The following is a 24,314-nucleotide window of genomic DNA, read 5'->3' on the forward strand; positions in this document are numbered from 1 at the left end:
ACCCCTTTGGTGATGATCCCAGGCATGATGTGTGACGCCCGGCTCTGGGCGCCGCAGGTGGCGGCGTTTTCAGCCGGGCGCAGCGTGGTGCTGGCCGATATTTCCACGGCTGAAACGATGGAAGATCTGGCTGCCGGGATCCTGCGTGACGCGCCGGAACGGTTTGCGCTGGCCGGGCTGTCGATGGGCGGGATCGTCGCGATGGAGGTGCTGCTGCAGGCGCCGCACCGGGTGGAACGGCTGGCGCTGTTGGACACCAACCACAGGGCCGAACTTGACGAGGTAAAATCCAATCGTCTGCCGCAGATTGCTGCGGTGAAGGCGGGCCGTCTGGCTGAGGTGATGCGCGAAGAGATGAAGCCACGCTATCTGGGCTACGGGGCCCGGCGGGCGGATATTCTGGCGCTCTGTATGGATATGGCGCTGGATCTGGGGCCGGAGGTGTTTCTGCGCCAGTCCGCCGCGCTGATGGCGCGCCCGGATCAGACGCTGGTGCTGCGCCAAACACGGGTGCCGACGCTGGTGCTCTGTGGCAGCGGCGATGTGCTCTGCCCTGTGTCGCGCCATCAGGAGATGGCCGCGATGATACAAAACGCCACTTTGGAAGTGATTGAGGGCGCGGGGCATTTGCCACCGCTGGAACGCCCGAATTTAACAAATGCCGCGATGGAACGCTGGCTGGAGGAGACGTGATGACGCCAACCCTATTGGAGCTTTTGCGGCGGGTGGATACGCCGACGGTCTGCAACGCAATCGAGGTGGCCCAGGGCAAACGCGGCTTTGATCAGTTTACCCGTGGCACGATGCAGTGTTCGGACCCTGATGGCGGCGCGATGGTTGGTTATGCCCGCACCGCCAAGATCGCCGCAGTCGCCCCCCCGACGGAGCCCGCAGAGGTGATCAAGGCCCGACGGATGGCCTATTACAAACACATGTCCGAAGGGCCGCGGCCTGCGGTCACCGTGGTTGAGGATCTGGATTACCCCAATTGCATCGGTGCCTTCTGGGGGGAGATTAACACCACTGTTCACAAAGGACTGGGCACCAGCGGCGCCCTGACCAATGGGGTCATGCGCGACCTTGGGGATCTGCCGGAAGGCTTCCCTGTGGTGGCCGGTTCGATCGGGCCAAGCCACGGCTTTGTCCACGTGCGTGAGATCGGCACTGAGGTTGAGATTTTTGGCCTGCGCATCAAAGACGGTGATCTGGTGCATGCGGACCGGCATGGTGCCCTGGTAATCCCGCCCGAGGTGATGTCCGATCTGGAAGGTGCCATTCACAAGCTGTTGGACACCGAAAGCCTGATCCTGGAACCCGCCCGGCAGGAGGGGTTTGACTACGCTGCCTTTGAACAGGCCTGGGCCGCGTTTGAGGCTGCGCGCACCTAAGGGCGCGTTAGGGGCTGGCGCATTGGAATGTTGGCCGGGGTCAGGACCTGAACGGTTGAGGCCCGGCTGTTGTCCAGGTCCGTGGTCAGCCGGTGGTGCGCCAGAAACTGATTAAACGCGCCTGCGATGTCATGTTGCAGATCATGGTGCAGCACGTAGTCCAATTGCCCCGCCTGCAGCAGGGCGCGGTTTTCCTGATCCAGATCGTGGGCGACATAGACGTCCGGGCGTTGCCCCCTTTCAGCCAGGGTTTGCAGGATCGCGCGGTTGCCGCCGCCCATGGAATAGACCGCCCTGATCGCGGCGCTGTGGTCGAGGCTCTGTTCCAACATGCGGGAGGTTTCAAAGCCCAAGCCGCCACCGCCTTCGGTGGTCAGGACCGTGAGCTGCGGGCAATAGCTGCGCAGCGCCTGAAGGAAGGCCTGTTCGCGCTCCTCCTCACCAAGGAAGGCGCCGTGGCTGCGGCTGGCCAGGACCTGTCCGCGCTGCGTTCCAAGGGTTTTGTAGATCAGATAGGCCGCCGTCCGTCCGGCACCGGCATTGTCCAACCCGACATAGGCGCGTCGGTCGGTGGTGGGCAGATCGGTCACTAGGGTGATCACCGGGATGCCAGCAGCCACCAGACGGTTCACGGCCGCCCTGATCTTTTCGGTGTCCCGCGCCTTCAGGCACAGGCCGTGGCTGCCACGTTTCTGGATCCGCTCCAACGCTTTTAGAACCTCAGCCTCTGGCATTTTGTCCTGGAGCAGAAAACGCGGCCGGCAGACCGCTGTGCCGATATGGGGCAACACGGCCTCGGCCGCGGCTTTGACTTCGCGGCTGAACCGGGTGGGTGCCTCAACAACGAAATCGAAAAACAACCGACGCCCGCGTGCGGCAAGCTGGGCTTCCTGCGCCTCCAACTCCTGGATCGCGGCAGTGACCCGCTGGCGGGTCTGGGCGCTGACATGGACCCTGTTGTTCAGCACGCGGTCAATGGTTGCGGTCCCCAGTCCGGCCTGACGGGCGATTTCTTTGATGGGAAAACGATGGGTCATTTGATGTGTTTTTGATGTGAATCGCTGCGCAATTACAATCAGTCCACCCGTAGCCTGACAAGACCAAAGGGAGACGCCACAATGACCAACACCCCGCAACCCCCCGCCTATTACGCGCCTGAGGCCTGTCTGATCAGCGAATTTGAGGCGCTGCTGAGCCAAACCACCAAACCCGTCGACGTGCCCAGAGCCGCCACCATCGAACATGAGATCCCGATTTATGACATGCGCGATCTGCGTGCTGATCTGGAGGAGGATCACACCCGCCAATCCCTGATGGGGGAATGGGCGCAGGTGCTGCGCGAGGGGGCAGGTGTGCTGGTGCTGAAGCAGGCCTATGCTGACACTTCAGTGCTGGATGATGCGACGGATGTGTACCTGCAGATCATCGAAGAGGAGAAACAAGGCACGGGCGGTGGCGGGGATCATTTCGCAGCCTCCGGCGCCAATGATCGGGTCTGGAACGCGCTGCAAAAACTTTGTGAGGCGGCGCCAGATGTGTTCCTGCGCTATTTTGCCAACAGCGCCATCGCCGCGGTCAGTGAGGCCTGGTTGGGCCCCAATTATCAGATGACGGCGCAGGTCAATCTGGTGCATCCAGGTGGTGCGCCGCAGCAGGCGCACCGGGACTATCACCTTGGCTTTCAGACCGCAGAGGTCAGCGCCCGCTACCCGGCACATGTGCATGACATTTCACCCATCCTGACGCTGCAGGGGGCGGTTGCCCATTGCGATATGCCGGTTGAGAGCGGCCCGACGAAGCTGCTGCCGTTTTCGCAAACCTACCGACCGGGCTATGCGGCCTGGCGACGCGAAGATTTCCGCGCGCTGTTTGAGGAGCGTTACGTTCAAATGCCATTGGAAAAGGGCGATGCGGTGTTCTTCAATCCGGCCCTGTTCCATGCGGCCGGGGCCAACCGCAGCGAGGGCATTCACCGTTTTGCCAATTTGCTGCAGATCTCTTCAGCCTTTGGCCGGGCGATGGAGACGGTGGATCGCGATAAGATGTGCCGGCTGCTCTACCCGGCGTTGGAGCGGGTGCTGGGCACTGACCTTTGTTCCCCGGCGGAGATTGCAGCCGCGATTGCCGCCACCGCCGAAGGCTATTCCTTCCCGACAAATCTGGATCGCGACCCGCCGGTCAACGGATTGGCCCCGGAAACTCAGGCCGCGTTTATGGTGCGCGCCCTCAAGGACGGGATCAGCGCCGAGGATTTCAACGCCCATCTGGATCACATGGCCGCCGTCCGGGGCGCCTGACGGTCGGACGACAGATCAGGGCTGGCCTGAGGTTTTGCTGGGGCCAGTCTGCGTGCGGCTGACCCAATTGCGCAGGCGTTTCGCACGCCGGCGCAGCACGGCCCACATATCGCGGAAGGGGCGCAGGTAGATATCTGTCAGCTCAGAGGCGCTGGCCTCTTTCGCGTCCAGCCCAAAGCTCAGGTCGCGGCCCTTTTCCGACAGGTGAAGCGAGCCAAACAGCCAGTCCCAGATCGCCAGCGCCACGCCAAAGTTCTTGTCATAATGTTCCACCGCGGTGGAGTGGTGCAGCTGGTGCTGTGCCGGGGAAATCAGGATCCGCTCCAGCCAGGGCCAGTAGTGAATATCGATATGCGAATGGCGCAGGTTGGAGCCGGTGACATGGAAGACAAAGACCAATGCGTTGACGCCAACCACGGTGACCAGATCCACCGTGCCGCCGAAGAAGAACAGGAAAACCGGGATCAGGCTGCCCTGCACAAAGACGCTGCGCAGCCCGTAAAGCACGCCCTCCAGCGGATGCACACGGTAGACGGTGATCGGGGTCAGAGTCTCGGCCGAGTGGTGCACCTTGTGGATCGCCCACAGCAGCGGCCAGCGGTGCATCCAGCGGTGCAGCAGGAATTTGGTGAAATCGTCAAAGATGAACATCGAAAGGGTGAAAAGCGACACCACAACGGTTTTGGGTGTCTCGGCAAACTGACCTTTGCTGATCCAGTCCACCCCATGCAGAAAGAAGAAGATCGCGGTGGCGATGGTCATCTGGGTGATCAGCAGTGGTGAGATGAACAGGGTGAAGACCCGGTTGATCACAAAGATCTTGTAGTCCGCCTTGGCCGAGGAGGAGAAAAACACCCCCCGGTCAAACAGTTTCCGCAGGCTATCGCGCAGGCCGGTGCGTTTGATCGCCACCAACCAGAGGCCTGCGATCAAGAGGGACAGGAACAGATAGCCGAAGAAGATACGTTTCTTCGGATCCCACAAATCGCCAAAGATATCCGTGAACAGTTCCATGGTGCCCCCAAGGTCAAAAAAGGGCGGCCCTGATCAGGCCGCCCCGGTGTCTCAGTCAACCTGACAAAGCAGGCTGCATTTGGCCAGAGCCAGCCTTAGTCAGTCTCGGCGCTTGCTTCGGCTTCCAGCTTGCCTGCCAGACCTTCCAGCTGAGCCAGCTGATCGTTTGCCAGCGACTTCAGGCCGAATTTGGCTTTCAGCAGCTCCTGGGTTTTCAGCATGTTCAGCTGGTAGTCGTTCCAGGTCATGCGACGATCACGAACGAAGTTGCCTTCTGCGTCGATGCCGGTGACATAGCTGTTGTCCAGGGTTACCGGACCAAAGCCAACCAGGTTGTTCAGCTCAACCGCGGTTGCGCCCAGGTTGTTGCGGCCCGACTGCAGCGCCATGACGAAGCCTTTCAGCTCACCCCAGTGCTTGGCATAGGCGCGGTAGGCTTTGGCTTTGTCGTCACCTTCGGCAGCTGCCATGGCGTTGATGTCTTTGTAGACGGAACCAGCATATTTGAACGCAGCTTCGGCCAGAACCTGTTCCCAGTTCTGTTCGATGGTTGCTGCGTGGGCTTTCAGGGCGGCACGCGCTTCGTCGCTCAGGGCTTCGCCTTTGGCGTCGGTGATGATCTGACGACCGTCGATGAAGGCCTGCATGATGGTGTGCATGTAGTTGGTCGACTTGGTGCCGCCTTTGTCTGCACCCGCGGCGTAGTAGGCCGGGCCGAAGACGAATTCGGTTTTCAGGTCAACCATGCCGTCGCCGTTGGCGTCCGCTGCGGCCAGGTCCTTGCCTTTGGCAATGTTGTAGGCCTGCTGCGGGGTCAGGCTCATCAGGTGGGCAGGGGCGCCCCAGTAGCCAAAGCCTTCGTCCCAGCTGTGCTCTTTACCGGTGTAGTAGGCACCATCTTTGTAAGGTTTGTTGTTCGGCTTGTTGTCCGCCGCCAGTTTTTCGTCGAGATAGTTGTCGACCGACTGGTTGTACATCATGGCGCCCATGGTGAATTTCGAAATCACCTGACCCCAGTCGTAGCCGTTTTCGGGGTCAAAACCGCCGTCCGACTTCGCAGCCATTTTGATCATGTGCATGGCGGCGTCTTTGCCGGTGCCGTTGCCGGGCCATGCAGGCATCGCGCCGCCGTAGAATTTGCCCGAGATGTTTTTGCCCGACGAGATGGCGTTCACGGTGCTTTGCTTGATCGGGAAGCCGTCTTTGGAGGCCGGGGCCAGAATGTCGAGGTCACCTTCGGAGCCGTTGAAGTAGGACAGCAGAACCGCTTCGACTTCGGCCGCGTTGGCGCCACCGTTGCCCAGGGCAGCCGCTTTTTTCAGGCTGTCATGCAGCGCGTGACGGGCGATCTGACCGGAGTAGGAGACCGAATCAGTTTTGTCGCCAGTATAGCCCTGCAGGGTGACGGGGAAGGGGCCGTAGGTGTCAGCTGCCAGAGCGCCGGTGGCGGTCATGGCGATCAATGCCAAAGCCGTGGAGTGGAGTGAGAGTGCACGCATTTTGACTTCCTCTAATGGTCCGGTCTTTTGCCGGGGCTTCAATGTTGAGGCTTTTAATCAGAAATATCCGTGTTAAGTCAACAATAAGAGTCAGGTTTAGGCCTTTTCTCAGGCATATGGCCGGGTCACGAAAGCGTGTTGAACGTCTTGGTTGTGAACGCTGCGAAATTCCGGTCGCGTTCGTGTTGGCGTGACCGAATTGCAATACCCGCCGCGAAATGCTCTCTGACGTTGACATGAATAATTATTCACTTTATCGGATCCCCATCCCACGGGACCCAGCCAGGACTGCATTTGCAGACAAGCCCTTTCCCTAAAACCGAATTCAAGTGACGTTTCCTTTGCGGGAAGCGTCGAGTGCTCTGCATCGCATTGGAGGTCGAAGTGACTCACCTGCGCACCCTATCCATGTCAGCTGTGCTGATGTCTTCCACTTTCCTCGCCCCGGGCCATTTGGCGGCCCAAGAGGCTGAGGATGACGTGATCCACCTAGGCGAGATTGTTCTGCGTGCCATCAATGATGGCGGTGCCGGCACCAGCCCGTCGCAGGCGGCCAATACCGCAGGGTCGCGTGTGCCGGTTGATCCCGAAGATCTGCCGCGTGCCGTCACCGTGCTGCCGCGTGAGCTGTTCGAAGCGCAGGGTGCGCGCACGATGGAAGAAACCGTCGCCTACAGCCCCGGCATCGTGACCGAGACCTACGGTCAGGATAACCGCTATGACGAATATGTTCTGCGCGGCTTTGAGGCACAGATCGGTGGCGCCTATCGCGATGGCATGCCGCTGCGGACTGTGGATTGGGCCTCCTGGCGGACCGAGCCCTTTGGTCTGGAAAGCGTCAACATTCTGCGCGGCCCGACCTCGGACCTATACGGCACCAACCAGCCCGGCGGTCTGACCAATGGCGTCAGCAAACGGCCGGAGTTCAGCTTTGGCGGTGAAGTGCGCACCACTTTCACCAGCGAAAACGGCAAAGAGATCGGTATCGATGTGACCGGCCCGCTGTCTGACACCGTGGCCTACCGCTTCATCGGTTTGGTGAACGAGTCGGGCACCAACTATGACGCCGTCGACACCGGCCGTGTTTATGTTGCGCCCTCGCTGACCTTTGCACCGACAGACGAAACCAGCTTCACCGTTTATGGTCAGTATCAGGACGATAACGTTGGGGACACCTATGTGCCCGTTCCGGCCTATGGCAGCTTCTATGACAACCCAGCTGCAACCTTCGGCCCCGGCACCTACACCGGCAACCCTGCCTACAACACCATTGAGACCACGCAGAACTATCTGGGCTATGAGCTGGATCACGAGTTTGCACCCGGGCTGACCCTGATGAGCCGTGCCCGTGTCTCGAAAAACGACTGGGTCAACAAAACCGAGTTTCCGGCGGCCTTCGTGAACCTTGCGACCGTCAATGGTCTGGCCTTCAACCCGACCGCCATTGATACCGCGCTGATGAGCGTCTTTGACGTGGACCAGCAGCTGGATCAGACCAGCGCAGACAACGCCCTGCTGTGGGAGTTTGACACGGGCTCCGCCGTTGGCACGTTGGCCTTCGGTGTGGATTACTACAAAGTGGACAGCGACACTGACTTCTCCTACGGCTACCGCGGTGCCCGCGATGTGGCCACCGGTGCGCCGATCGACTCCAGCCTGCCAATCAACGCGGGTCTGGCATTCCTGGAATCCATGGCGCCGACGCAGCTGGACTCGACCCGTGCGATCCAACTGGATCAGCTGGGCTTCTACGTGAACGGTCATGCGGATCTCGGCGATCGGTTTGTCCTGTCGGGCGGCCTGCGTCATGACAAGGTGTCCTATGCCTCGCAGGGTGTGATGGAAGTGCCGGGCGCGACCATCCCGTTTGATCACGAAACCAAGGCAAACCACACCTCGGGCAATGTCTCGCTCGGCTACCGGGTGACCCCTGATATGCTGGCCTATGGCTCGGTCTCGCGCAGCTTCAACCTGCCGCCCAGTGGTCTGAACAGCTCCTTCGAAGCGCTGGATGTGGAAACCTCCACAGCCTTTGAACTGGGTCTGAAATTCACCTCGGCTGATCAGCGCACCAGCTTTGGTGTGGCGGCCTATAACATCACCAAACAAGATGTGGCCTTTGATGACCCCAACAGCGCCCACCCGCTGATCTACACCCAGGTTGGTGAGGTCCGCTCTCGCGGGGTGGAGTTCGAAGCAACCCACGACTTTGACAATGGTCTCAGCCTGTTTGGTAGCTTCAACGTTGTGGATGCCAAGATCACCGAAGACGCGCTGTATGGCGGCAACCAGACGGCCCGCGCCCCGCGCTTCTCGGCCGCGCTGTTTGCCCAGTATGAGGTGCCGCAAGTCGATGGTCTGGCCGTCAGCTTTGGCGCACGTCACACCGGCAAACGCTACTCGGACGTGACCAACACCATCGAGCTGGACGCGGTCACCCTTTATGATGCGTCGATCAGCTATGAGATGAACGACTGGCAGATGCTGCTGGCGGCCCGGAACCTGACCGATGAACAGTTCATCGGCTACTGTGGCGGCAACTTCCTGCCCCTGGGCAGTGGTCTGGACGCCACGGCTGGCTCCTGCGTCTATGGCGCTGGTCGGGAAGTGTCGCTGACCCTGCGTCGCAGCTTCTAAGTCGGAGGCCCGTGATGCGCTGGCTCTGGCTGATGGCCATCTTCGCGCTGGTTTCGCCCGCTGGGGCGGAGCCGCGCGAGATCGAACACCGCTACGGGACAACACATGTAGATGGCACGCCAACGCGTGTCGTCTCGTTGTCATTTATCGGTCATGATTTTCTGCTGTCGCTTGGGGTGAAACCGATCGCGCTGCGCTATTGGTATGGCAATCACCCCTATGGTGTCTGGCCCTGGGCGCAGGAGGCGCTGGGCGATGCCACGCCGCAGGTGATTTACGGTGAGATCAATATTGAGCAGATCGCGCTGATGCAGCCGGATCTGATTGTCGGGCAATGGTCCGGCATGACGGAAACCGACTACCGGTTCCTGTCGCAGATTGCCCCAACCCTGCCGCCCGCCAAGGGTGAGGGGGACTATTCCTCCTCCTGGCAGACAATGACCCAGCAGCTGGGGCTGGCGCTGAACCGGATGGATCAGGCCGAGGCGATCATCACCCGGCTGGAGGACCGCTTTGCCGAGGTGCGCGCCGCACATCCTGAATGGCAGGGCAAATCCTCTGCCGTTGTCTGGCCGGCGCGGATCAGCGCCTATACCAGCAAAGACATCCGCAGCCGCTTCCTGACCGACTTTGGCTTTGCCGCGCAGAGCCAGATTGACGAACAGGTCGGCGCCAATGCCTTTCTGGTCAATGTGCCCCAGGAAGATCTGACGCCGATTGACGTTGATCTGCTGATGTGGACCGAAACCGCCAATCTGCCACAGGCCCTTGACGGGATTGCCCTGCGCAAAACCATGCGGGCCTACCGCGAAGGGCGTGAGATCTACGCCGACCCTGATCTGACGGCAGCCCTGGCGCATTCCAGCCCGCTGTCGCTGGACTATGCAATTGAACATATGATCCCGCTTGTCGCTGCAGCGATGGACGGGGATCCGAAAACACAAGTGGCCACCATGGCCGCAGAAGGTGTGGCGCCCTGATATGACACGTTTGATAGAAAACCGCTGGGGCCTCTGTGCCTTTGTACTCCTAGTGGCTTTGGCGCTGGCGCTCCTGTCGCTGGGGCTTGGTCAGCGCAGCATTGATCTGGCCAGCCTGCTGGGCGCGGTCACAGCCTATGATGCGCAGAACCCCGATCACATCACCATCTGGCATCTGCGTCTGCCGCGGGCGCTGGCCGCCCTGCTGGGCGGCGGGGCGCTGGGACTGGCGGGCGCGCTGATGCAGGCGCTCAGCCGCAACCCGCTGGCCGATCCCGGCCTGCTGGGGGTCAATGGCGGTGCGGCCCTTGGTGTGGTGATCGCCATCTGGGGCCTGGGTCTGGCGGCGCAGTCAATGCTGGTGGTGCCGGCGCTCTTGGGCGCTGCGATTGCCGCGGCGATGGTGCTGCTGCTGGGCGGTGGCGCCGGGCGCAACGGGCCGGATCCGACCCGTCTGGTTCTGGCGGGCGCTGCCGTGGGCGCGCTGTTTCTGGCGCTGACCTGGTCCATCCTGATCCTCAGCCGTGAGAGCCTTGATATCTTCCGCTTCTGGGTGCTGGGCGGCTTCTCCGGCATCACTCTCAGCGATCTGATGGCACTGCTGCCGCTTTATGCACTTGCCTTCCCGGCCGGGGCGGTCGCCGCCTTGTTGCTGGCGCCATTGGCTTTGGGGGATGACACGGCGCGGGCCCTTGGGGTGCGCGTGGGGCTGGCCCGCGCGGTGGCTTTTGCCGCCATTGTGCTGCTCTGTGGCACAACGGTTTCGATGGCGGGACCGATTGCCTTTATTGGCCTTCTGGTGCCGCATCTGGTGCGCCCGGTGGTTGGGGCGGATCTGCGGCTGCAGGCGCTTGGCAGCGTGATCACTGGCGGGGCGCTGGCGCTGATCGCGGATACGCTGGGGCGCATCATCCTACCCGGGCAAGAGATTGAGGCAGGCGCCATGATGGCCCTGATCGGTGGCCCGACCCTGATCCTATTGGTCCGTCGCGCGCGGGAGGTGACGCTATGAGCGCTTTGGTTCTGCGGCTGCCGGCCGCGTCTTTCCGGCTGCCAAAACGGCTGATCTTTGTAAACCTTCTGCTGGGGCTTGTACTGATCGCCCTGGCGGCACGGGCGCTTTTGGGCGGGGCTTATCCGCTGGCGCTGAGCCAGGTCATGGCAGCACTCAGCGGTGAGGGCAGCGCCATTGAGCAACTGATCGTGGTCGAATACCGGCTGCCGCGTCTGCTGACCGCCATCGGTGTTGGTCTGGCCTTTGGTCTGGCGGGCGAGATGATCCAGACCTTGCTGCGCAACCCTTTGGCCTCACCTGACATCATCGGGTTTTCGGCTGGGGCCGGGGCCGGGGCGATCTTTGCTGTGGTTTTCCTGGGTGGCACTGCGATGATCCTGACCGGCGCGCTGGTCGGCGGCGCACTGGCGGCGGCTGCGGTGGTGGCGCTGGCCTGGCGGCGTGGCATTGCGCCGGGGCAGGTGGTTCTGATCGGCATTGGGGTTACCCTGACATTGGGGGTGGTCAGCGATCTGTTGATGACCCGTCTTGATGCCACCTCGGCGGCGACGCTGATGAAATGGCTGGTCGGTTCATTGCACAATCGCAGCTATGCAGAGGTGCAGATCATCTGGCTGGGGCTGGCAGTTCTTCTGCCGCTGGTGCTGTGGCACCAGTTCGCCCTTGGTCGAAGCGCCATGCCCGAAGATGTGTCTCACAGTCTTGGGGTGGCGCTGAACCGCAGCCGGATGACCACGCTGGCCCTTTCGGTCGCTTTAGTCGGGCTGGCGGTTGCCGCCGCCGGGCCATTGCCCTTTGTGGCCTTCGTCTCTGGCCCGATTGCCCATGGTCTGAACCGTGCCCCGCGCCCCACCGTTCTGACGGCGGGTCTGATCGGGGCGATCATCACATTGCTGGCCGATGCGGTCAGCCAAAGCCTGCCCGGCGGCCTGAGCCTGCCGGCCGGTGTCTTCACTGCCCTGATTGGCGCGCCTGTGCTGATCTGGGTTCTTTTCCTCCAAGCAAGAAAGCAGCGTTAATCATGGCCCCTCTTGCCGCTGAAAACCTCTCCCTCAGCTATGGGTCAACGCCCATTCTGCAGGATATCTCACTGGCTTTGCCCGAAGGGCAGATCACCGCGATTGTTGGGCCGAACGCCTGCGGGAAATCTTCGCTACTGCGCTGTCTGGCGCGGCTGCAGGATCCCAGCGCCGGTACTGTGCTGCTGAACGGCACGGCCATTCGCAAACAGAAAACCCGCGATGTGGCACGGCAATTGGCTGTGCTGCCACAATCCACCATTGCCCCAACAGGCATGAAGGTCATCGATCTGGTGCTGCGCGGACGCACCCCGCATCAATCCCCCCTGCAGCAATATAGCGCCAAAGATCACCAGCGCGTTGCCGAAGCGCTGGATCACGTTGGGCTGGCCCATCGCCAGGAGGCCTATCTGGAGGATCTGTCAGGCGGGCAGTTGCAGCGGGCCTGGATTGCAATGGTTCTGGCGCAGGACACCAAAATCCTGTTGCTGGATGAGCCGACAACCTTCCTGGATATGCCGCATCAGTTGGAAATCATGCAGCTGGTGCGCGATCTGCAGGCGGCGCGCGGGTTGACCGTGGCCATGGTTCTGCATGACATCAACCTGGCCGCACGGTTCTGCGACCAGATCGTAGCGATCAAAGACCGGGCGGTCTTGTGTCAGGGCAGCCCGACCGAGGTGATCACCGAAGACACTATTGAAGCCATCTATGGACTGGGCTGTTCGGTCATTGCCGATCCCCATCATGGACACCCGCATATCATTCTGAAATAGAAGAGAGATTGCTAAACATGCAGGAGCATCTCATGACCAACGCCGTCGCGGTTCATTCTGACATCGCCGAATTGGGCTTTGCCCCGATGCAACAGATGCTGTTGCATGAGGCACAGGAGCACGGTCTGCCGGTGATGGCGCAGGAAGACGGCCACCTGATGGTCGGCTCGCCCTTCGGATCCTTCGGCATCACCGCCCGCGAACCGGGAATCCGCCTGCATGTGCGGGCGCAGTCCGAAGATAACCTCTCGGTTCTGCGGGACAGCCTGCTGGAGCATCTGGAACACTTCCTGCCCCATATAATGGCCGATCTGCGCTGGTCTGATGCGCCTGTTGCGGGCAGCCTGCCAGTGAACTTCCAATTCGCTGAGGTTCTGGCGGTTGAGGATCTGGGCGTGGATTTCTACCGGGTGCAGCTGAAACTGGCGCGCTTTGCGACCTTCAAAGATGAGTCCATTCATTTCCGTCTGGTTCTGCCCGATCCCAAGGTGGCAGATCCCGAATGGCCCAGCCTGAAAGAAAACGGCTCCATCGCCTGGCCTAAGGGCGAAAAAGAGCTGCATCGCCCGGTCTACACCGCCCGCACGATGGATCATGAAACGGGCGTTTTGACCGTGGACATCTATCGGCACGATGGCGGGCGCGCCAGCGGCTGGGCGGCTGCGGCCAATCCCGGGGATCAGGTGGCAATGATCGGCCCCGGCGGCAGCGGGATTCTGACCACACCTCAGGTCACGCTCTGCGGTGATGAAACCGCCTATCCGGCGCTGGCCCGCATTGTCGAAAGCCTACCCGAGGGCGCACAGGGACAGGTCATTTTGGCCAATGCCTCAGGCGCGCGGGACTACCCGTTCCCCACGCGCGACGGGCTGGAGGTATCGTGGTGCGATGCCGCCACCGGGACCCTTGCCGCGGCGGCGCAAGAGGCGCAGACTGCACAGCCAGAGGCGTTCCTGTGGTTCGCCTCAGAGGCGGCGGAAGTGGCCGAAATGCGCAAACACATCAAAGCGGCTGGCTGGTCGAAGGAGACATTCTACGCCGCCGTCTACTGGGTGAAGTGATATTTGGGCCTGCGGGCCCTGACTCCCAGCCAAGTTCGTTACCAGTTTCCCAGCAATCAGAGCCAGACACATGCCGAAAACCAAAGCCAAACCCGAGGCACAGCTGACGCGCCGCAAAGAAGCACAGCAGGAACGCTCGCGCCAGAAGGTCGAGTTGATACTGTCGGTGACACGCGACCTGCTGTCGGAAGGGCCGGCGCATAAGGTGACGACCATCGGGATTGCGGAACGTGCCGGCATCAGCATCGGCTCGCTCTATCGGTTTTTCCCCAACAAGGAATCGATCTTTTATGAGCTGTTCCGACGCTGGCTGGAGGACACGCTGCATGTTCTTGATGAGGTGCAGGCCGGGCTGACCGACGAACACAGCGCAGAACACTGCGTGGATGCCTTTCTGCAGGCCCTGACCGAGCCGAAGCTCAACTCGATCCAGAACTGGAAGCTGCGTCTGGCGATGGGCACATCGCCTGAACTGGTGGCGCTGGAGGAACAGCATCTGCGCGATGTGATGATCCGCATCCAAACGCTGCAGCGCCGCTTCGGCGCGCCGCCCCCCAGCGAGTTGGAACTGGAACTGATGCTCTTGCAAAATGAGGTGACCCTGCGGTGCCTCTATTCGCTGTCGGCGATGCAGCACTCGCCCAACCGCGACAAGCTCTATGACCTCTGCCGCAAGCTGTTGCTGCTGATCTACGACTACCCCAGCTGGGACGCTCTCGGCACCCCCTCAATACCGCCGGCTGAGGCCTAGGACGGCACGGCCGCCAGAGAGTCACTAAGGCCTCGCTGGCGTGTCTATTGTCAGATCGCCGCCAATTGATAATCCGGCCGGATTTCACACTGGTCCAGCACCTGCTCCACGTCTTGGCCGGTCAGAAACCCGTAGGGGGTCAATAGCACCGATTTCAGCCCTGCGGCATTGCCGCCGAGGATGTCGGTGTGGGGGCTGTCGCCGACCATGAAGACGCGGTTGCGTGGGATCTCTGGCGGTAGGGTGGCCAGCGCCATGTCAAAGGCATTGTCAAATGGCTTGCCAAAGAAGGTGGGGGCGATTGCCAGACTGTCGGCGATGTCATGGGCGAAAAAACCGGGCTCCACGCTGAAGCCGGTTTCGCGCGGTGCCACAAGGTCGGGGTTGCCGATCCAAAAAGGCCGCGGTGCCTTGGCGAGGGATTTGGTTAGTATCTCCTGATGTTCGGGGCTCCAGCCTTTGCTGCCAAGGAACAGAAACCCCTCCACAGCGTCATAGTCTGCCGGATCGGTGGTCAGCAGGCGATGATCCAAGTCTGCCAGATCATCTGTGTCAGAGCCTTCGGGCAGGATCACGCCCCAATGCCGGGCAGGGGCCTTGGCTGCGGCGGCGATCAGCACCTGACGGCTGGACACCACCTCCTCAAGGGTGAAATCAAATCCCAGACGGTGATATTTTGCCAGCAGGTCCTGCACCGGCACGCTGGCGGCATTGGTCAGCACGCGCAGCTCTTTGCCCAAGGACCGCAGTTCGGCCAGGCGTTCAGGCGCGCCGGGCACCGGTGCTTCGCCAATGTTGAGCACGCCAAAGGCATCCAGAAGCAACGCATCAAAGTGATCCGCGATCTCTGCCAGATTGGCCGCGCGATGGGTGACCCGAGGCGTTCCCGCCTCGGGCAATCTGTGTCTGACCGCCTCATACCTGGCAAACGCCGTGTGGTAATCGGTGGTCTTGAACCCTGCTGGCATCAGATGATGGCCCCGCGCACCTTGGCCGAGACCCATTCGCTGATCACAACAGCAAGGAGGATCACGATCAGGATCAGACTGACCTGCGGCCAAGCCAGCACGTTCAGCGATGCCGAAAGCTGCAGGCCAATGCCGCCTGCGCCGACAAGGCCCAGCACGGTGGATTCGCGGATGTTGATGTCCCAGCGGAAGACAGCAATGCCCGCAAAGGCCGGCAGGATCTGCGGCACGATGCCATAGACCATCACCTGCCAGTGCGAGGCACCGGTTGCGGTGATCGCTTCGACCTGCACTTCGTTGATCTCTTCGATCGCCTCATAGAGCAGTTTGGCGCAGAACCCGATGGAGCGGATGGCGATGGCCACCACACCGGCAAAGACGCCGGGGCCGATGATGGCGATCAGCAACAGCGCCCAGATCAGCGAGTTGATCGAGCGGGTTGAGACGATGATCAAAAGCGCGATAGGGCGCACGAATACGGTTGAGGGCGTGGTGTTGCGCGCTGCCATAAACGCTGTTGGCACGGCCAGAAACAGCGCGATGATCGTGCCGAGGGTGGCGATGTTCAACGTGTCCCAGATCGGCCGGCCAAGCTGGGCGAAGTATTCCCACTTGGGCGGCGTGGCGCGGTCCCAGATGTCACCTGCGATGCGCGGCGCATCGGTGACAAAGAACCAGGTGGTTGCGGCGCTGATCTGCTGCCAGCAGTAGACAAAGACCGCAACACCCAAGAGCCAGCCAAACCAGCGCGTCAGGCTTTCAGAGCGGGTACGGCGTTGCCAGACCCGGGTTCCGTTCTGTTCATGATACGGCATTATTGAACCCTCGCCCTGATGATGCCCGAGAGGTATTCCAGCGCCATGACGATCCCGATGATGATGATCAAAATGGCGGCGGCGGTGTCATATTCGTAGCGGTCAAAAGCGGTGTTCAACGTCGCCCCGATGCCACCGGCCCCCACCAGCCCCAGAATGGCGCTTTCGCGGAAGTTGATGTCGATGCGGTACATCGACAGGCCAATCAGCCGCGGCATGACCTGTGGCTGGACCCCGTAGTTGATCCATTGCATCCAGCGTGCGCCGGAAGCTTTGATCGCCTCTGCCTGCACGCGGTCCATGCTCTCAATATCCTCGGCCAACAGTTTCGACAGGAAGCCGATGGTGGCAAAGCTGAGGGTCAGGAAGCCAGCCAGCGGTCCAAAGCCGAAGATCGCCACCAAAAGGATCGCGACGATAATCTCCTGCAGGGCACGGCTGACGGCCACGATGCCACGGCAGATCAGATAGACCGGCATCGGGGCAATGTTGCGCGCAGCGCCTAGCCCGATGGGGATTGAGATGGCGATGCCCACGACCGAGGCCGCAACGGTCATCACGATGCTTTCGACCATCCCGTCCCAAATGTCGCCAGCGCGGCTGGTGAAATCGGGGCTGGTGAATGCCAGGATAAAGGCGGCGCCACGGTCCAGCCCTTCGTAGACACGGGTCCAGTTGACATCAATCGTCATGAAAGAGGCGATGAGATAGGCCGCAAAACCGATCATCAGCACCCAGCGCAGCCAGGCCCGTTTGACCAGCGGCGGACGCTGCCATTTCTGCCCGATCAGGGCGTTTAGTTCAGGGGACATGGCGCTGCTCATGCGGCGGCCCCTTCGTCTTCGTCCTCATCCTCGACCTTTTCGATGGTCGCTTCCCAGTCTTCTTCGCCGTAGATCGTGGTCAGCACATCCGGGGTCAGTTCCTGCGGGGTGCCATCAAATTCAATCGCGCCAAAGCGCAGACCGACGACGCGGCTGACAAACATCTGCGCCAGGGCCACATCGTGGATGTTGATGATCGCGGCCAGGCCACGTTCCGCACAGAGCTCACAAATCAGGCGCATGATCTGGCGGCTGGTTTTCGGATCAAGCGAAGCAGTCGGTTCATCGACCAGCAACAGCTTTGGATCCTGAATAAGGGCGCGGCAGATGCCGACCCGCTGACGCTGGCCGCCTGACAGTTCATCGGCCCGTTTGTCAGCCATCGCCAAAAGACCCACGCGGTCCAGCAGGCGGTAAGCCTCATCCACATCCTTCTGCGGGTATTTGCGCAGGAAGCTGCGCCAGAAGCCAACGTAGCCCAAGCGGCCGGACAGAACGTTTTCCATCACGGTCAGACGCTCCACCAGCGCGTATTCCTGAAAGATCATCCCCATCTGACGCCGCGCCTGACGCAACCCACCAGAGGAGAGTTTGGTCAGGTCGGTATCGTCCAGCCACACCTCACCGCTGGTGGGTTCCACCAGACGGTTGATGCAGCGGATCATGGTGGATTTACCAGCCCCCGAAGGGCCGATGAGGGCCAGCACCTGGCCATCGGGAATTTCCAGGTCGATGGATTTCAGCGCCTGATCCCCGGTTTTATATGTCTTGAGTAGTTTCTTGAGCCTGAGCATGACCGCCTCATTTATTGCAGACGGCGGGGCCACAGAGACCCCGCCGCGATTTCGTCATCAAAGCTTACTTACAGGCGTAGCTGACGTCGTTGGCGCTGTCGATTTTGCGGATCACATCCCAATGTTTCTGATAGGTGATCGGGATGAACTGCGCTTCGCCGTTCTTGCCGAACTCTTCTTCGAGGCTGGAACCTTCCCAGTTGAAGCTGAAGAAAGCGTCCTGAATGTTGGCCTGCAGCTCAGGTGTCAGGTTGTAGGCCACACCATAACCGGTGGTCGGGAAGGTCTGCGATTTGTAGAGCGAGACCAGCTGGTCCTCTTTCACAACATCCCGCGAAATCATCCGCGCCAGAACCGAGTTGGCGATCGATGCGGCTTGATAGTCCTTGTTGGCGACACCCAGGATCGAGTTGTCATGTTTGCCCGAGTAGACCGGCTCAAAATCCCGCTCTGGGATCATGTCATAGTCGGCTTTCAGGATTGCCGAAGGTGCTTTGAAGCCCGAGTTTGAGGTCGGTGAGGTGAAGGCCAGCTGTTTGCCTTTGATGTCCTCAACCGCTTCGATGCCCGAACCGGGGTAGGTCAGGATTTCCATCTCATAGCCGAAGGACCCATCGGCGCCTGCCATGATGGTGAAGGGGCGGAAGCCCGCGCAGTTCACCGCCAGCGGGTTGGAGCCGGTGTTGAAGCCTGCAATATGCAGACGGCCCGAACGCATCGCTTCGATCTGGGCGGCGTTGGACTGTACCGGGAAGAAGACAACTTTTTTGCCGGTCTTTTCTTCGAGATAGCTCAGGAAATCGGCCCAGGCCTCTTTATAAACCGCGGGATCTTCCACCGGGGTATAGGCAAAGACCAGCGTGGACGGATCCATCTGCTTGCTGGCGTCGGTGGGGATGTCTGCGATCAGATCGCCGTCGGCATCGCAATACATCGCGTCCAGCGTGCCACGCTCACATTCAGCCTGTGCTGCACCGGCAACCAGTGAGGTCGCAGCGGCCAGAATGGCCATATAAGATGTTCTCAGTTTCATGTTCTTTCCTCCCATTGGTGTTTTAAGTACTTGATGTTGCGACCAGAACCTCGACGTTTGCCGCGTCTAAATCTGCGGCAAGCGCCCCTCCTGGGGACTGGTCAACAATCAGGGTCTCCAATCTGTCCAGCGCGCCAACTTGGCGAAAACCGGGCAGGTCGAATTTTTGTGAATCAATAAGCAAATGCGCTTTCTTGGCGCGGCGGATCATCGTGGTTTTCACAGCCGCAAATCCGGGCACGGATTCCTGAATACCATCCGCATTTAGCGCTGAGGCGCCGATGAAACAGGCATCAACCTGAAACCCGTTCAGATAGTCCACCGTGTCCACGCCGGTTGTCGCCGCCTCAGACGGCATAAACCGGCCGGGGCATTGAAACACATCGATGCCCTTGCTGGTGCCTAAGACCAATGCAATCTCAAGCGAGTTGGTGACCACGGTGCAGCGGGTGCCGGAATGGGCCAGAAACCGCGCCATCTGGAAGGTTGTGGAGCCTGAATCGATCATGATCCGCTGCCCGTCCTTAACCAAGCTGGCCGCCGTGCGACCGATGGTTTCGCGTTCCGAAATTCGGGCTTTGCTGCGTTCGCCAAAACCGGGCTGCTGGCCAAAACTGGGGGCTGAGGCCCCGCCATGTTCCCGCGCCAGCCGGCCGTTGCGATCGAGCTCGTCCATGTCGCGGCGGATGGTTTCTGACGAGACCGCAAAGCGCCGCGCCATGTCTGAAATCCGCACATGCGGACGCAGCTTCAACTCCTGCAGGATTTGCTCCTGCCGGTCGGATTTTCGCAGCCTTTGGCGCTGCTCCATCTCAGTTGTCTCTGGTCCCACCATGTGGCGCATTCACCGGAAAAATGTGCGTTCCCACAAAAGTGTGTGGGATTCGGCAATTCATGCAACAATTTTGTTGGCAAACCCCACATTTCTGAAGGGTTTACCGTAGAGCTACGGCATTTTCCCGTGACCCGCCCAGATCGCCAAAAGCTTGTCATCGGGTGGCAATCTGGCTAAGGGAATCGCAGCCAGGATGCCCAACCAGCTAGAGAAACCCTGATTTTTGGTTGGCGCATCCAATGGCAACGACACCCCAGATTGACAAAGTCTACCTGCGCGAACACGGGCGTTTGCGACGGTTGTTGACCCGTTTGACCGGCAATCGCGCCACTGCCGAAGACCTGGTGCAGGAGGCTTTTGTGCGCGTCCTTTCGGGCCGCCAGCTGGATGAGATACAGTCCTATGAGGCCTATCTGACCCGGGTGGCGCGCAATCTGGCGCTGAACCATCTGCGGCGTCTGCGCATGGGCATTGAGGTTTCGGTTGAAACCGAAGTCATTCAGGCGCTGGCAGACGATCAGCCCTCAGCAGAAATGGCGATTATTGCCCGGCAAAGCCTGGAGCAGATCCTGCGCGCCATCGTGGCGCTGCCGCCGCGCCGGCGTGAGGTTTTCATCCTGCACCGCTTTGATCACCTGACCTATGACCAGATCGCGGACCGTCTGCATATCTCACGCAATACGGTGATGGTGCAGATCGTCAACGCACTGGCCGATTTGCGCCGCGCCATGCTGGAGGCCGAGGCCTCAGCCCCCGATGATGAAACTTCAGCGGCAGAGTAATGAGGTGAGAGGGTTCAAGTGTCTCATAAGGCAGAGAGCAATAGCAACACAGCGAAGCATCCAATGACTGAAATGACACCCGAATTGACCGAAGCGCTGGACTGGTTTGTCAAACTGCGTGACACCCGGGCAGATGACGGCCTGCGGCAACGGTTTGATCAATGGCACGGGGCCGATCCGCGCAACGCGGCCGCCTGGCAGGAGGCCGAGGCCCTGTGGAACTGTTTTGATCCGGTGGAGCGGGAAATCAGCACGCTGCGCAAACGCGATGCCACGCTGAACCGCCGGGCTATGCTGGGCATGCTGTCTGGGGCAGCCTTGATCGGCGCCGGGGGCTGGTATGTCTCGCGCCCTGCGTTCTGGGCCGATGTCACCACCGCACCGGGGCAAATGCATGCGTTCAACATGGCGGATGGGTCGCGGGTGGAACTGGGTGGGCGATCTGCCCTCGCGTTTGATGAAACCCTTGGCCAGCGCAGCCTTGAGGTGCTGAGCGGTGAGGCCTTCGTCACCGTGCAGGCCGGTAGCGCACCGCTGCGCATGCAGCTTGGCGGGGCCGAGGTGCTGAGCCAACAGGCTGAGGTGAACCTGAAACTGGCCGCCGACAGGGCGCAGCTGTCCGTAGGGTCTGGTGCGGTGCAGCTGCGCCTTGCCAATGCCACCGGTCAGACGGTGGAGGCGGGGCAGCAGGTCAGCTTTGATGAGAGCCGGCTGTTGGCCCAGCGGCAGGTCGATCGCAAAGACATCGGCGCCTGGCGTCAGGGGCGGCTGGTGTTTCAGGCGGAACCGCTGCGCAACGTCCTGCATGAGATTTCCCGCTATCGGGGCGGCCGGATCATCGCCGCCGGGGAGGGGCCTGCCAGCATTCCGGTGACCGCCGTCTTTGACGCCAAACAGCCTGACAGCGCGCTGGATACCATCGTGGGGACGCTGGGCCTGAAGCAGCTGGATCTGCCTGCCGGTGTGACAGTGATCTACGCCTGAGGCATTTCGCTGAACAAAAAGTGGCGCTAAAGGTTGCATGAAAACAATGCATTACGCATTTTCTCCAAAAAACTTTGGTTCGGGGATAATGCCCCCAGCCCTTTCGCGGGTCTGTCTAATCAAGGGCAAAGCAACTGCCCAATGGGACAGGACTAATTAAAGGGGATCGTGATGGGCACCCATCCAAACCGAAACGAACGCCGCGCTGTGACGCTTGCGGCTCTGCTGCTTGGCACCGCCTTGGGGGGCGTGGCCTTGGCGCCGCCCGTCTGGGCCCAAAGCGCAGAACAGACGCAGACCTATAACATTCCATCGCAGCCGATGGCGCAGGCGCTGGTGCAGTTTTCCCGCACCAGCGGTTTGCAGATCTTCATGGACGATCGGATCGCAGAGGGCAAGACCAGCGGTGCGGTCACCGGTGCGCTGACCGCGCGCTCTGCGCTGGCGCTGATTCTAGCCGGCAGCGGCCTGGACTATCGCTTCACCAATGACAGCATGGTCAGCATCTCCTCGGATGAGGCGGGGCTGAACGCAGAAGGCCTGACGCGCGATGCATTGCCCTTGCAGGTCATTGATCTGAGCACGGGCGCAGGCGGCTACACCGCCGCCAGCACCTATGAAGAAGCGGCTTCCATCGCCTATCTGGATGATGTCGATATTCAGCGTTCGCGCGGGGTTTCGGTGGGGGATTTCCTCAAAGGCCAACCCGGTGTGCTGAACGGTGACAACCGCAATAGCGGCGCATTGGACGTCAACGTGCGCGGCATGCAGGGGCAGGGGCGTGTGCCGATTGTGATCGACGGCAGCTTCCAGGAATCTACGGTGTATCGCGGCTACTCGGGCGTTGCCGGGCGGACCTATCTGGACCCGGACCTGATCGGCAGCATGTCGATTGAGAAAGGCCCAAGCGCCGCGGCGGATGGCGCCGGGGCTACGGGCGGTGTCGTTCGGGTCTCAACCCTGCGGCCGGATGATATCATCCCCGAAGGCGAAACCCGCGGTGTGCGGCTGAAACTGGGCCTGACCAGCAACACCCGCACCCCGCCTGAGGATTACACCGTTGGCGCCGGCAATGGGGATCCGGAACGATTTGATCGCCCCGGTCCGCTGTCCTTTGGCGATTCAAAAAACGGCAGCATCGCCATCGCGCAGAAATTCGGCGATTTTGAGGTTCTGGCTGCCTATGCCCGGCGTCAGACCGGCAACTATTTTGCTGGCGAAAACGGGGATGGCCGCGACAACAACGGTTTGAACCGGTTTGGCTTGGGCGAAGAGGTGCTAAACACCTCGCAGGACAATACCTCCGTTCTGTTGCGCGGGATTTACAATTGGGGGGATGGCCAGTCGATCGATCTGAGCTATTCCAGCTATGGCAGTGACTTTGGCGAGCTGATGCCTTCGCAGATCATCCGCTCGGGCATGGGGTGGCAGTCGCCGCTCAGCCGCGTCGATGTGGACACGGTGACAGCGCAATACCGTTGGTCGCCCGCGGACAACCCGCTGATCGATCTCAAGGCAGACGTCTATTTCACCGATAACCTGACCCATATTGAAACCGGCTATGGCTTCAATGGCATTGCTTTGCCGTTCAGCTTTGCCAGTCAGGCGACGCAATGGGGGGTGAACCTGTCAAACACCTCGCAGCTGGATGTGTTTGGCCGCCCGATGGAGCTGTCCTACGGTATCTCCGGCAAGAAAGAGCTGCTGCGCCCGCCCAGCAATCTGGAGGATTACGCACCAGACAGCCCCTTTGGGCGTCTGGATGAGGAAATCCGCGACGGTTGGCGGACCCAGGTCAGCGCCTTTGTCGCCGCATCTTATGAGGCCACGGATAAGCTGACGCTGGATGGGTCGCTGCGCTTTATCAGCATGGAGGGTCAGGACAACACGCCGACCACCTATTACACCGACGATGGCAGCGGTGGTCTGGTGCGGGCTGAGGCGAAAAACCATCAGGAGGTCAAAGACGTCGCCCCAATCATTTCGGCCCTCTATGAGCTGCGTCCCGGCCTGCAGATCTATGGTAAATACGCTGAGGCGCACCGTGCCCCCAGCCTGTTTGAGATCACCCGAGGCTGGAGCGCAGGCCCCAATGTATTGTCTTCCCTGGAATCGGAACACGCCAAAAACAAAGAGATCGGTGTGAACTATCAGGGCCAGGGCGTCCTGTCCGAGGAAGATCTGTTGCAGGTCAAACTGTCCTACTTTGACAATAAGATCGACAATTACATCACCCGTTCGGTGCCGGCTGGCTATTCCTTTGTGAACATCGACAATGCCCACTTCAAAGGGTTTGAACTGTCGATGGCCTATGAGAATGATCGCTTCTTCGGCTCGCTCAGCGGCACCAAATACACCGACATCCGCTTCTGTGAACATGAAGGGGGCGATGGTCCAACGGTCTGCCGCGACGGGGGCACCGGTGGCGGCTATGCACAGCTGCACCTGCCGCCGACGGCTTCGGCCAGCCTGACACTGGGCACCAAGCTGATGGATGATCGGCTGCAGCTTGGCACGCGGGTCACCTACATCGGGGACCGCCCGTCCACCCAGTTCAGCGGCGACTACACCACCACGGTTGATTGGGATGACTATGTGACGGTGGACCTGTTCGGCAGCTATCAAATCAACGACAAATTCAACTTTGATTTCGCGATCGATAACGTTGCTGACAAATACTACATGGATGCGCTGACGCTGGGGCTTATGCCTTCGCCGGGCCGCACCGTGCGCGTTGGGTTGACTGCCAACTTCTAAGACCAACCGCCGGGGGCCAATTGGTCCCCGGCGCCTTCTCCCGGTGCCTTCTGTTGCGTGCCGCACATTCAGGCCTGCGGGTCTG

General features: G+C 60.7%; 22 protein-coding genes. 13 read left to right on the forward strand and 9 right to left on the reverse strand.

Annotated features, from left to right (window positions below):
- Positions 1-12 precede the first annotated feature (12 nt).
- A complete protein-coding gene (locus tag ACORLH_RS04560) occupies positions 13-693 on the forward strand; it encodes an alpha/beta fold hydrolase (protein ID WP_321832770.1) in 681 nt (226 codons plus the stop codon).
- Entirely contained in the window at positions 693-1,388 is a 696-nt protein-coding gene (locus ACORLH_RS04565; RefSeq protein WP_321831411.1) for an RraA family protein, read from the forward strand. The genes ACORLH_RS04560 and ACORLH_RS04565 overlap by 1 nt, the downstream gene beginning before the upstream one ends.
- On the opposite strand, the gene ACORLH_RS04570 is transcribed toward ACORLH_RS04565, so the two are convergent.
- On the reverse strand, positions 1,385-2,425 hold the full coding sequence (locus tag ACORLH_RS04570; protein ID WP_321831412.1) for a LacI family DNA-binding transcriptional regulator: 1,041 nt from the start codon (positions 2,423-2,425) through the stop codon (positions 1,385-1,387). The two genes, ACORLH_RS04565 and ACORLH_RS04570, sit on opposite strands and share 4 nt — an antisense overlap.
- Before the next feature lie 81 nt (positions 2,426-2,506).
- Between ACORLH_RS04570 and ACORLH_RS04575 the strand changes: the two genes are divergently transcribed.
- On the forward strand, positions 2,507-3,685 hold the full coding sequence (locus tag ACORLH_RS04575) for a phytanoyl-CoA dioxygenase family protein (protein ID WP_321831413.1): 1,179 nt from the start codon (positions 2,507-2,509) through the stop codon (positions 3,683-3,685).
- Positions 3,686-3,700: 15 nt separating this feature from the next.
- Here the strand turns inward: ACORLH_RS04575 and ACORLH_RS04580 are convergent, their stop codons facing one another.
- Both ACORLH_RS04580 and ACORLH_RS04585 read right to left on the reverse strand, forming a co-directional pair.
- The gene (locus tag ACORLH_RS04580; RefSeq protein ID WP_321831414.1) at positions 3,701-4,699 is read right to left on the reverse strand and encodes a sterol desaturase family protein; all 999 of its coding nucleotides are present in this window, start codon (positions 4,697-4,699) and stop codon (positions 3,701-3,703) included.
- A 95-nt stretch (positions 4,700-4,794) separates the two neighbouring features.
- Positions 4,795-6,198 (reverse strand): DUF4856 domain-containing protein, encoded by a 1,404-nt coding sequence (locus ACORLH_RS04585; protein ID WP_321831415.1) that lies wholly within the window; start codon positions 6,196-6,198, stop codon positions 4,795-4,797.
- 357 nt (positions 6,199-6,555) lie between these two features.
- Here ACORLH_RS04585 and ACORLH_RS04590 point away from each other — a divergent pair, with 357 nt between their 5' ends.
- The 7 genes from ACORLH_RS04590 to ACORLH_RS04620 all read left to right on the forward strand — a co-directional run bounded on the left by ACORLH_RS04590 (position 6,556) and on the right by ACORLH_RS04620 (position 14,437).
- Complete coding sequence (locus ACORLH_RS04590; RefSeq protein ID WP_321831416.1) at positions 6,556-8,835, forward strand: TonB-dependent siderophore receptor; 2,280 nt, start codon at positions 6,556-6,558, stop codon at positions 8,833-8,835.
- Between the two features lie 14 nt (positions 8,836-8,849).
- The gene (locus ACORLH_RS04595; RefSeq protein ID WP_321831417.1) at positions 8,850-9,815 is read left to right on the forward strand and encodes an ABC transporter substrate-binding protein; all 966 of its coding nucleotides are present in this window, start codon (positions 8,850-8,852) and stop codon (positions 9,813-9,815) included.
- 1 nt (position 9,816) lies between these two features.
- Complete coding sequence (locus ACORLH_RS04600; protein ID WP_321831418.1) at positions 9,817-10,827, forward strand: iron ABC transporter permease; 1,011 nt, start codon at positions 9,817-9,819, stop codon at positions 10,825-10,827.
- Positions 10,824-11,849 carry a FecCD family ABC transporter permease gene (locus ACORLH_RS04605; RefSeq protein WP_321831420.1) on the forward strand — a complete coding sequence of 342 codons (1,026 nt, stop codon included), beginning with the start codon at positions 10,824-10,826 and terminating at the stop codon, positions 11,847-11,849. Before ACORLH_RS04600 ends, ACORLH_RS04605 begins: the two co-directional genes overlap by 4 nt.
- Before the next feature lie 2 nt (positions 11,850-11,851).
- Positions 11,852-12,625 carry an ABC transporter ATP-binding protein gene (locus tag ACORLH_RS04610; RefSeq protein WP_321831421.1) on the forward strand — a complete coding sequence of 258 codons (774 nt, stop codon included), beginning with the start codon at positions 11,852-11,854 and terminating at the stop codon, positions 12,623-12,625.
- A 32-nt stretch (positions 12,626-12,657) separates the two neighbouring features.
- Positions 12,658-13,686 (forward strand): siderophore-interacting protein, encoded by a 1,029-nt coding sequence (locus ACORLH_RS04615; RefSeq protein WP_321831422.1) that lies wholly within the window; start codon positions 12,658-12,660, stop codon positions 13,684-13,686.
- A 70-nt stretch (positions 13,687-13,756) separates the two neighbouring features.
- Entirely contained in the window at positions 13,757-14,437 is a 681-nt protein-coding gene (locus ACORLH_RS04620) for a TetR/AcrR family transcriptional regulator (RefSeq protein WP_321831423.1), read from the forward strand.
- A 50-nt stretch (positions 14,438-14,487) separates the two neighbouring features.
- On the opposite strand, the gene ACORLH_RS04625 is transcribed toward ACORLH_RS04620, so the two are convergent.
- From ACORLH_RS04625 to ACORLH_RS04650, 6 genes are all read right to left on the reverse strand, one after another.
- Positions 14,488-15,405: an HAD-IIA family hydrolase gene (locus ACORLH_RS04625; protein ID WP_321831425.1), complete on the reverse strand. Its 918-nt coding sequence runs from the start codon at positions 15,403-15,405 to the stop codon at positions 14,488-14,490.
- Entirely contained in the window at positions 15,405-16,220 is an 816-nt protein-coding gene (phnE, locus tag ACORLH_RS04630; RefSeq protein WP_321831426.1) for a phosphonate ABC transporter, permease protein PhnE, read from the reverse strand. The genes ACORLH_RS04625 and phnE (ACORLH_RS04630) overlap by 1 nt, the downstream gene beginning before the upstream one ends.
- Positions 16,220-17,032 (reverse strand): phosphonate ABC transporter, permease protein PhnE, encoded by an 813-nt coding sequence (gene phnE, locus ACORLH_RS04635; protein ID WP_321831427.1) that lies wholly within the window; start codon positions 17,030-17,032, stop codon positions 16,220-16,222. The genes phnE (ACORLH_RS04630) and phnE (ACORLH_RS04635) overlap by 1 nt, the downstream gene beginning before the upstream one ends.
- Before the next feature lie 8 nt (positions 17,033-17,040).
- A complete protein-coding gene (phnC, locus tag ACORLH_RS04640; RefSeq protein WP_321831428.1) occupies positions 17,041-17,838 on the reverse strand; it encodes a phosphonate ABC transporter ATP-binding protein in 798 nt (265 codons plus the stop codon).
- A 64-nt stretch (positions 17,839-17,902) separates the two neighbouring features.
- Positions 17,903-18,871, reverse strand: coding sequence for a phosphate/phosphite/phosphonate ABC transporter substrate-binding protein (gene phnD / locus ACORLH_RS04645; protein ID WP_420719801.1), 969 nt, complete (start codon positions 18,869-18,871; stop codon positions 17,903-17,905).
- 22 nt (positions 18,872-18,893) lie between these two features.
- The gene (locus ACORLH_RS04650; protein ID WP_321831429.1) at positions 18,894-19,706 is read right to left on the reverse strand and encodes a DeoR/GlpR family DNA-binding transcription regulator; all 813 of its coding nucleotides are present in this window, start codon (positions 19,704-19,706) and stop codon (positions 18,894-18,896) included.
- Positions 19,707-19,945: 239 nt separating this feature from the next.
- Between ACORLH_RS04650 and ACORLH_RS04655 the strand changes: the two genes are divergently transcribed.
- The 3 genes from ACORLH_RS04655 (at position 19,946) to ACORLH_RS04665 (ending at position 24,229) form a co-directional block, all read left to right on the forward strand.
- Positions 19,946-20,488, forward strand: coding sequence for an RNA polymerase sigma factor (locus ACORLH_RS04655; RefSeq protein WP_321831430.1), 543 nt, complete (start codon positions 19,946-19,948; stop codon positions 20,486-20,488).
- 63 nt (positions 20,489-20,551) lie between these two features.
- Positions 20,552-21,472 carry a FecR family protein gene (locus tag ACORLH_RS04660; RefSeq protein WP_321831431.1) on the forward strand — a complete coding sequence of 307 codons (921 nt, stop codon included), beginning with the start codon at positions 20,552-20,554 and terminating at the stop codon, positions 21,470-21,472.
- Positions 21,473-21,643: 171 nt separating this feature from the next.
- Positions 21,644-24,229 carry a TonB-dependent receptor gene (locus ACORLH_RS04665; protein WP_321831432.1) on the forward strand — a complete coding sequence of 862 codons (2,586 nt, stop codon included), beginning with the start codon at positions 21,644-21,646 and terminating at the stop codon, positions 24,227-24,229.
- Positions 24,230-24,314 lie beyond the last annotated feature (85 nt).

The organism is Thalassovita sp. (assembly GCF_963691685.1).
In the GTDB taxonomy this organism is placed as follows: Bacteria; Pseudomonadota; Alphaproteobacteria; order Rhodobacterales; family Rhodobacteraceae; genus Thalassobius.

Excerpts from the sequence above, each read along its gene's own strand:
- ACORLH_RS04560 (WP_321832770.1), top strand. The coding sequence starts at position 13 with ATGATCCCAGGCATGATGTGTGACGCCCGGCTCTGGGCGCCGCAGGTG.
- ACORLH_RS04565 (WP_321831411.1), top strand. The coding sequence starts at position 693 with ATGACGCCAACCCTATTGGAGCTTTTGCGGCGGGTGGATACGCCGACG.
- ACORLH_RS04570 (WP_321831412.1), bottom strand. The coding sequence starts at position 2,425 with ATGACCCATCGTTTTCCCATCAAAGAAATCGCCCGTCAGGCCGGACTG.
- ACORLH_RS04575 (WP_321831413.1), top strand. The coding sequence starts at position 2,507 with ATGACCAACACCCCGCAACCCCCCGCCTATTACGCGCCTGAGGCCTGT.
- ACORLH_RS04580 (WP_321831414.1), bottom strand. The coding sequence starts at position 4,699 with ATGGAACTGTTCACGGATATCTTTGGCGATTTGTGGGATCCGAAGAAA.
- ACORLH_RS04585 (WP_321831415.1), bottom strand. The coding sequence starts at position 6,198 with ATGCGTGCACTCTCACTCCACTCCACGGCTTTGGCATTGATCGCCATG.
- ACORLH_RS04595 (WP_321831417.1), top strand. The coding sequence starts at position 8,850 with ATGCGCTGGCTCTGGCTGATGGCCATCTTCGCGCTGGTTTCGCCCGCT.
- ACORLH_RS04600 (WP_321831418.1), top strand. The coding sequence starts at position 9,817 with ATGACACGTTTGATAGAAAACCGCTGGGGCCTCTGTGCCTTTGTACTC.
- ACORLH_RS04605 (WP_321831420.1), top strand. The coding sequence starts at position 10,824 with ATGAGCGCTTTGGTTCTGCGGCTGCCGGCCGCGTCTTTCCGGCTGCCA.
- ACORLH_RS04610 (WP_321831421.1), top strand. The coding sequence starts at position 11,852 with ATGGCCCCTCTTGCCGCTGAAAACCTCTCCCTCAGCTATGGGTCAACG.
- ACORLH_RS04615 (WP_321831422.1), top strand. The coding sequence starts at position 12,658 with ATGACCAACGCCGTCGCGGTTCATTCTGACATCGCCGAATTGGGCTTT.
- ACORLH_RS04620 (WP_321831423.1), top strand. The coding sequence starts at position 13,757 with ATGCCGAAAACCAAAGCCAAACCCGAGGCACAGCTGACGCGCCGCAAA.
- ACORLH_RS04625 (WP_321831425.1), bottom strand. The coding sequence starts at position 15,405 with ATGCCAGCAGGGTTCAAGACCACCGATTACCACACGGCGTTTGCCAGG.
- phnE (WP_321831426.1), bottom strand. The coding sequence starts at position 16,220 with ATGCCGTATCATGAACAGAACGGAACCCGGGTCTGGCAACGCCGTACC.
- phnE (WP_321831427.1), bottom strand. The coding sequence starts at position 17,032 with ATGTCCCCTGAACTAAACGCCCTGATCGGGCAGAAATGGCAGCGTCCG.
- phnC (WP_321831428.1), bottom strand. The coding sequence starts at position 17,838 with ATGCTCAGGCTCAAGAAACTACTCAAGACATATAAAACCGGGGATCAG.
- phnD (WP_420719801.1), bottom strand. The coding sequence starts at position 18,871 with ATGAAACTGAGAACATCTTATATGGCCATTCTGGCCGCTGCGACCTCA.
- ACORLH_RS04650 (WP_321831429.1), bottom strand. The coding sequence starts at position 19,706 with ATGGTGGGACCAGAGACAACTGAGATGGAGCAGCGCCAAAGGCTGCGA.
- ACORLH_RS04655 (WP_321831430.1), top strand. The coding sequence starts at position 19,946 with ATGGCAACGACACCCCAGATTGACAAAGTCTACCTGCGCGAACACGGG.
- ACORLH_RS04660 (WP_321831431.1), top strand. The coding sequence starts at position 20,552 with ATGACTGAAATGACACCCGAATTGACCGAAGCGCTGGACTGGTTTGTC.
- ACORLH_RS04665 (WP_321831432.1), top strand. The coding sequence starts at position 21,644 with ATGGGCACCCATCCAAACCGAAACGAACGCCGCGCTGTGACGCTTGCG.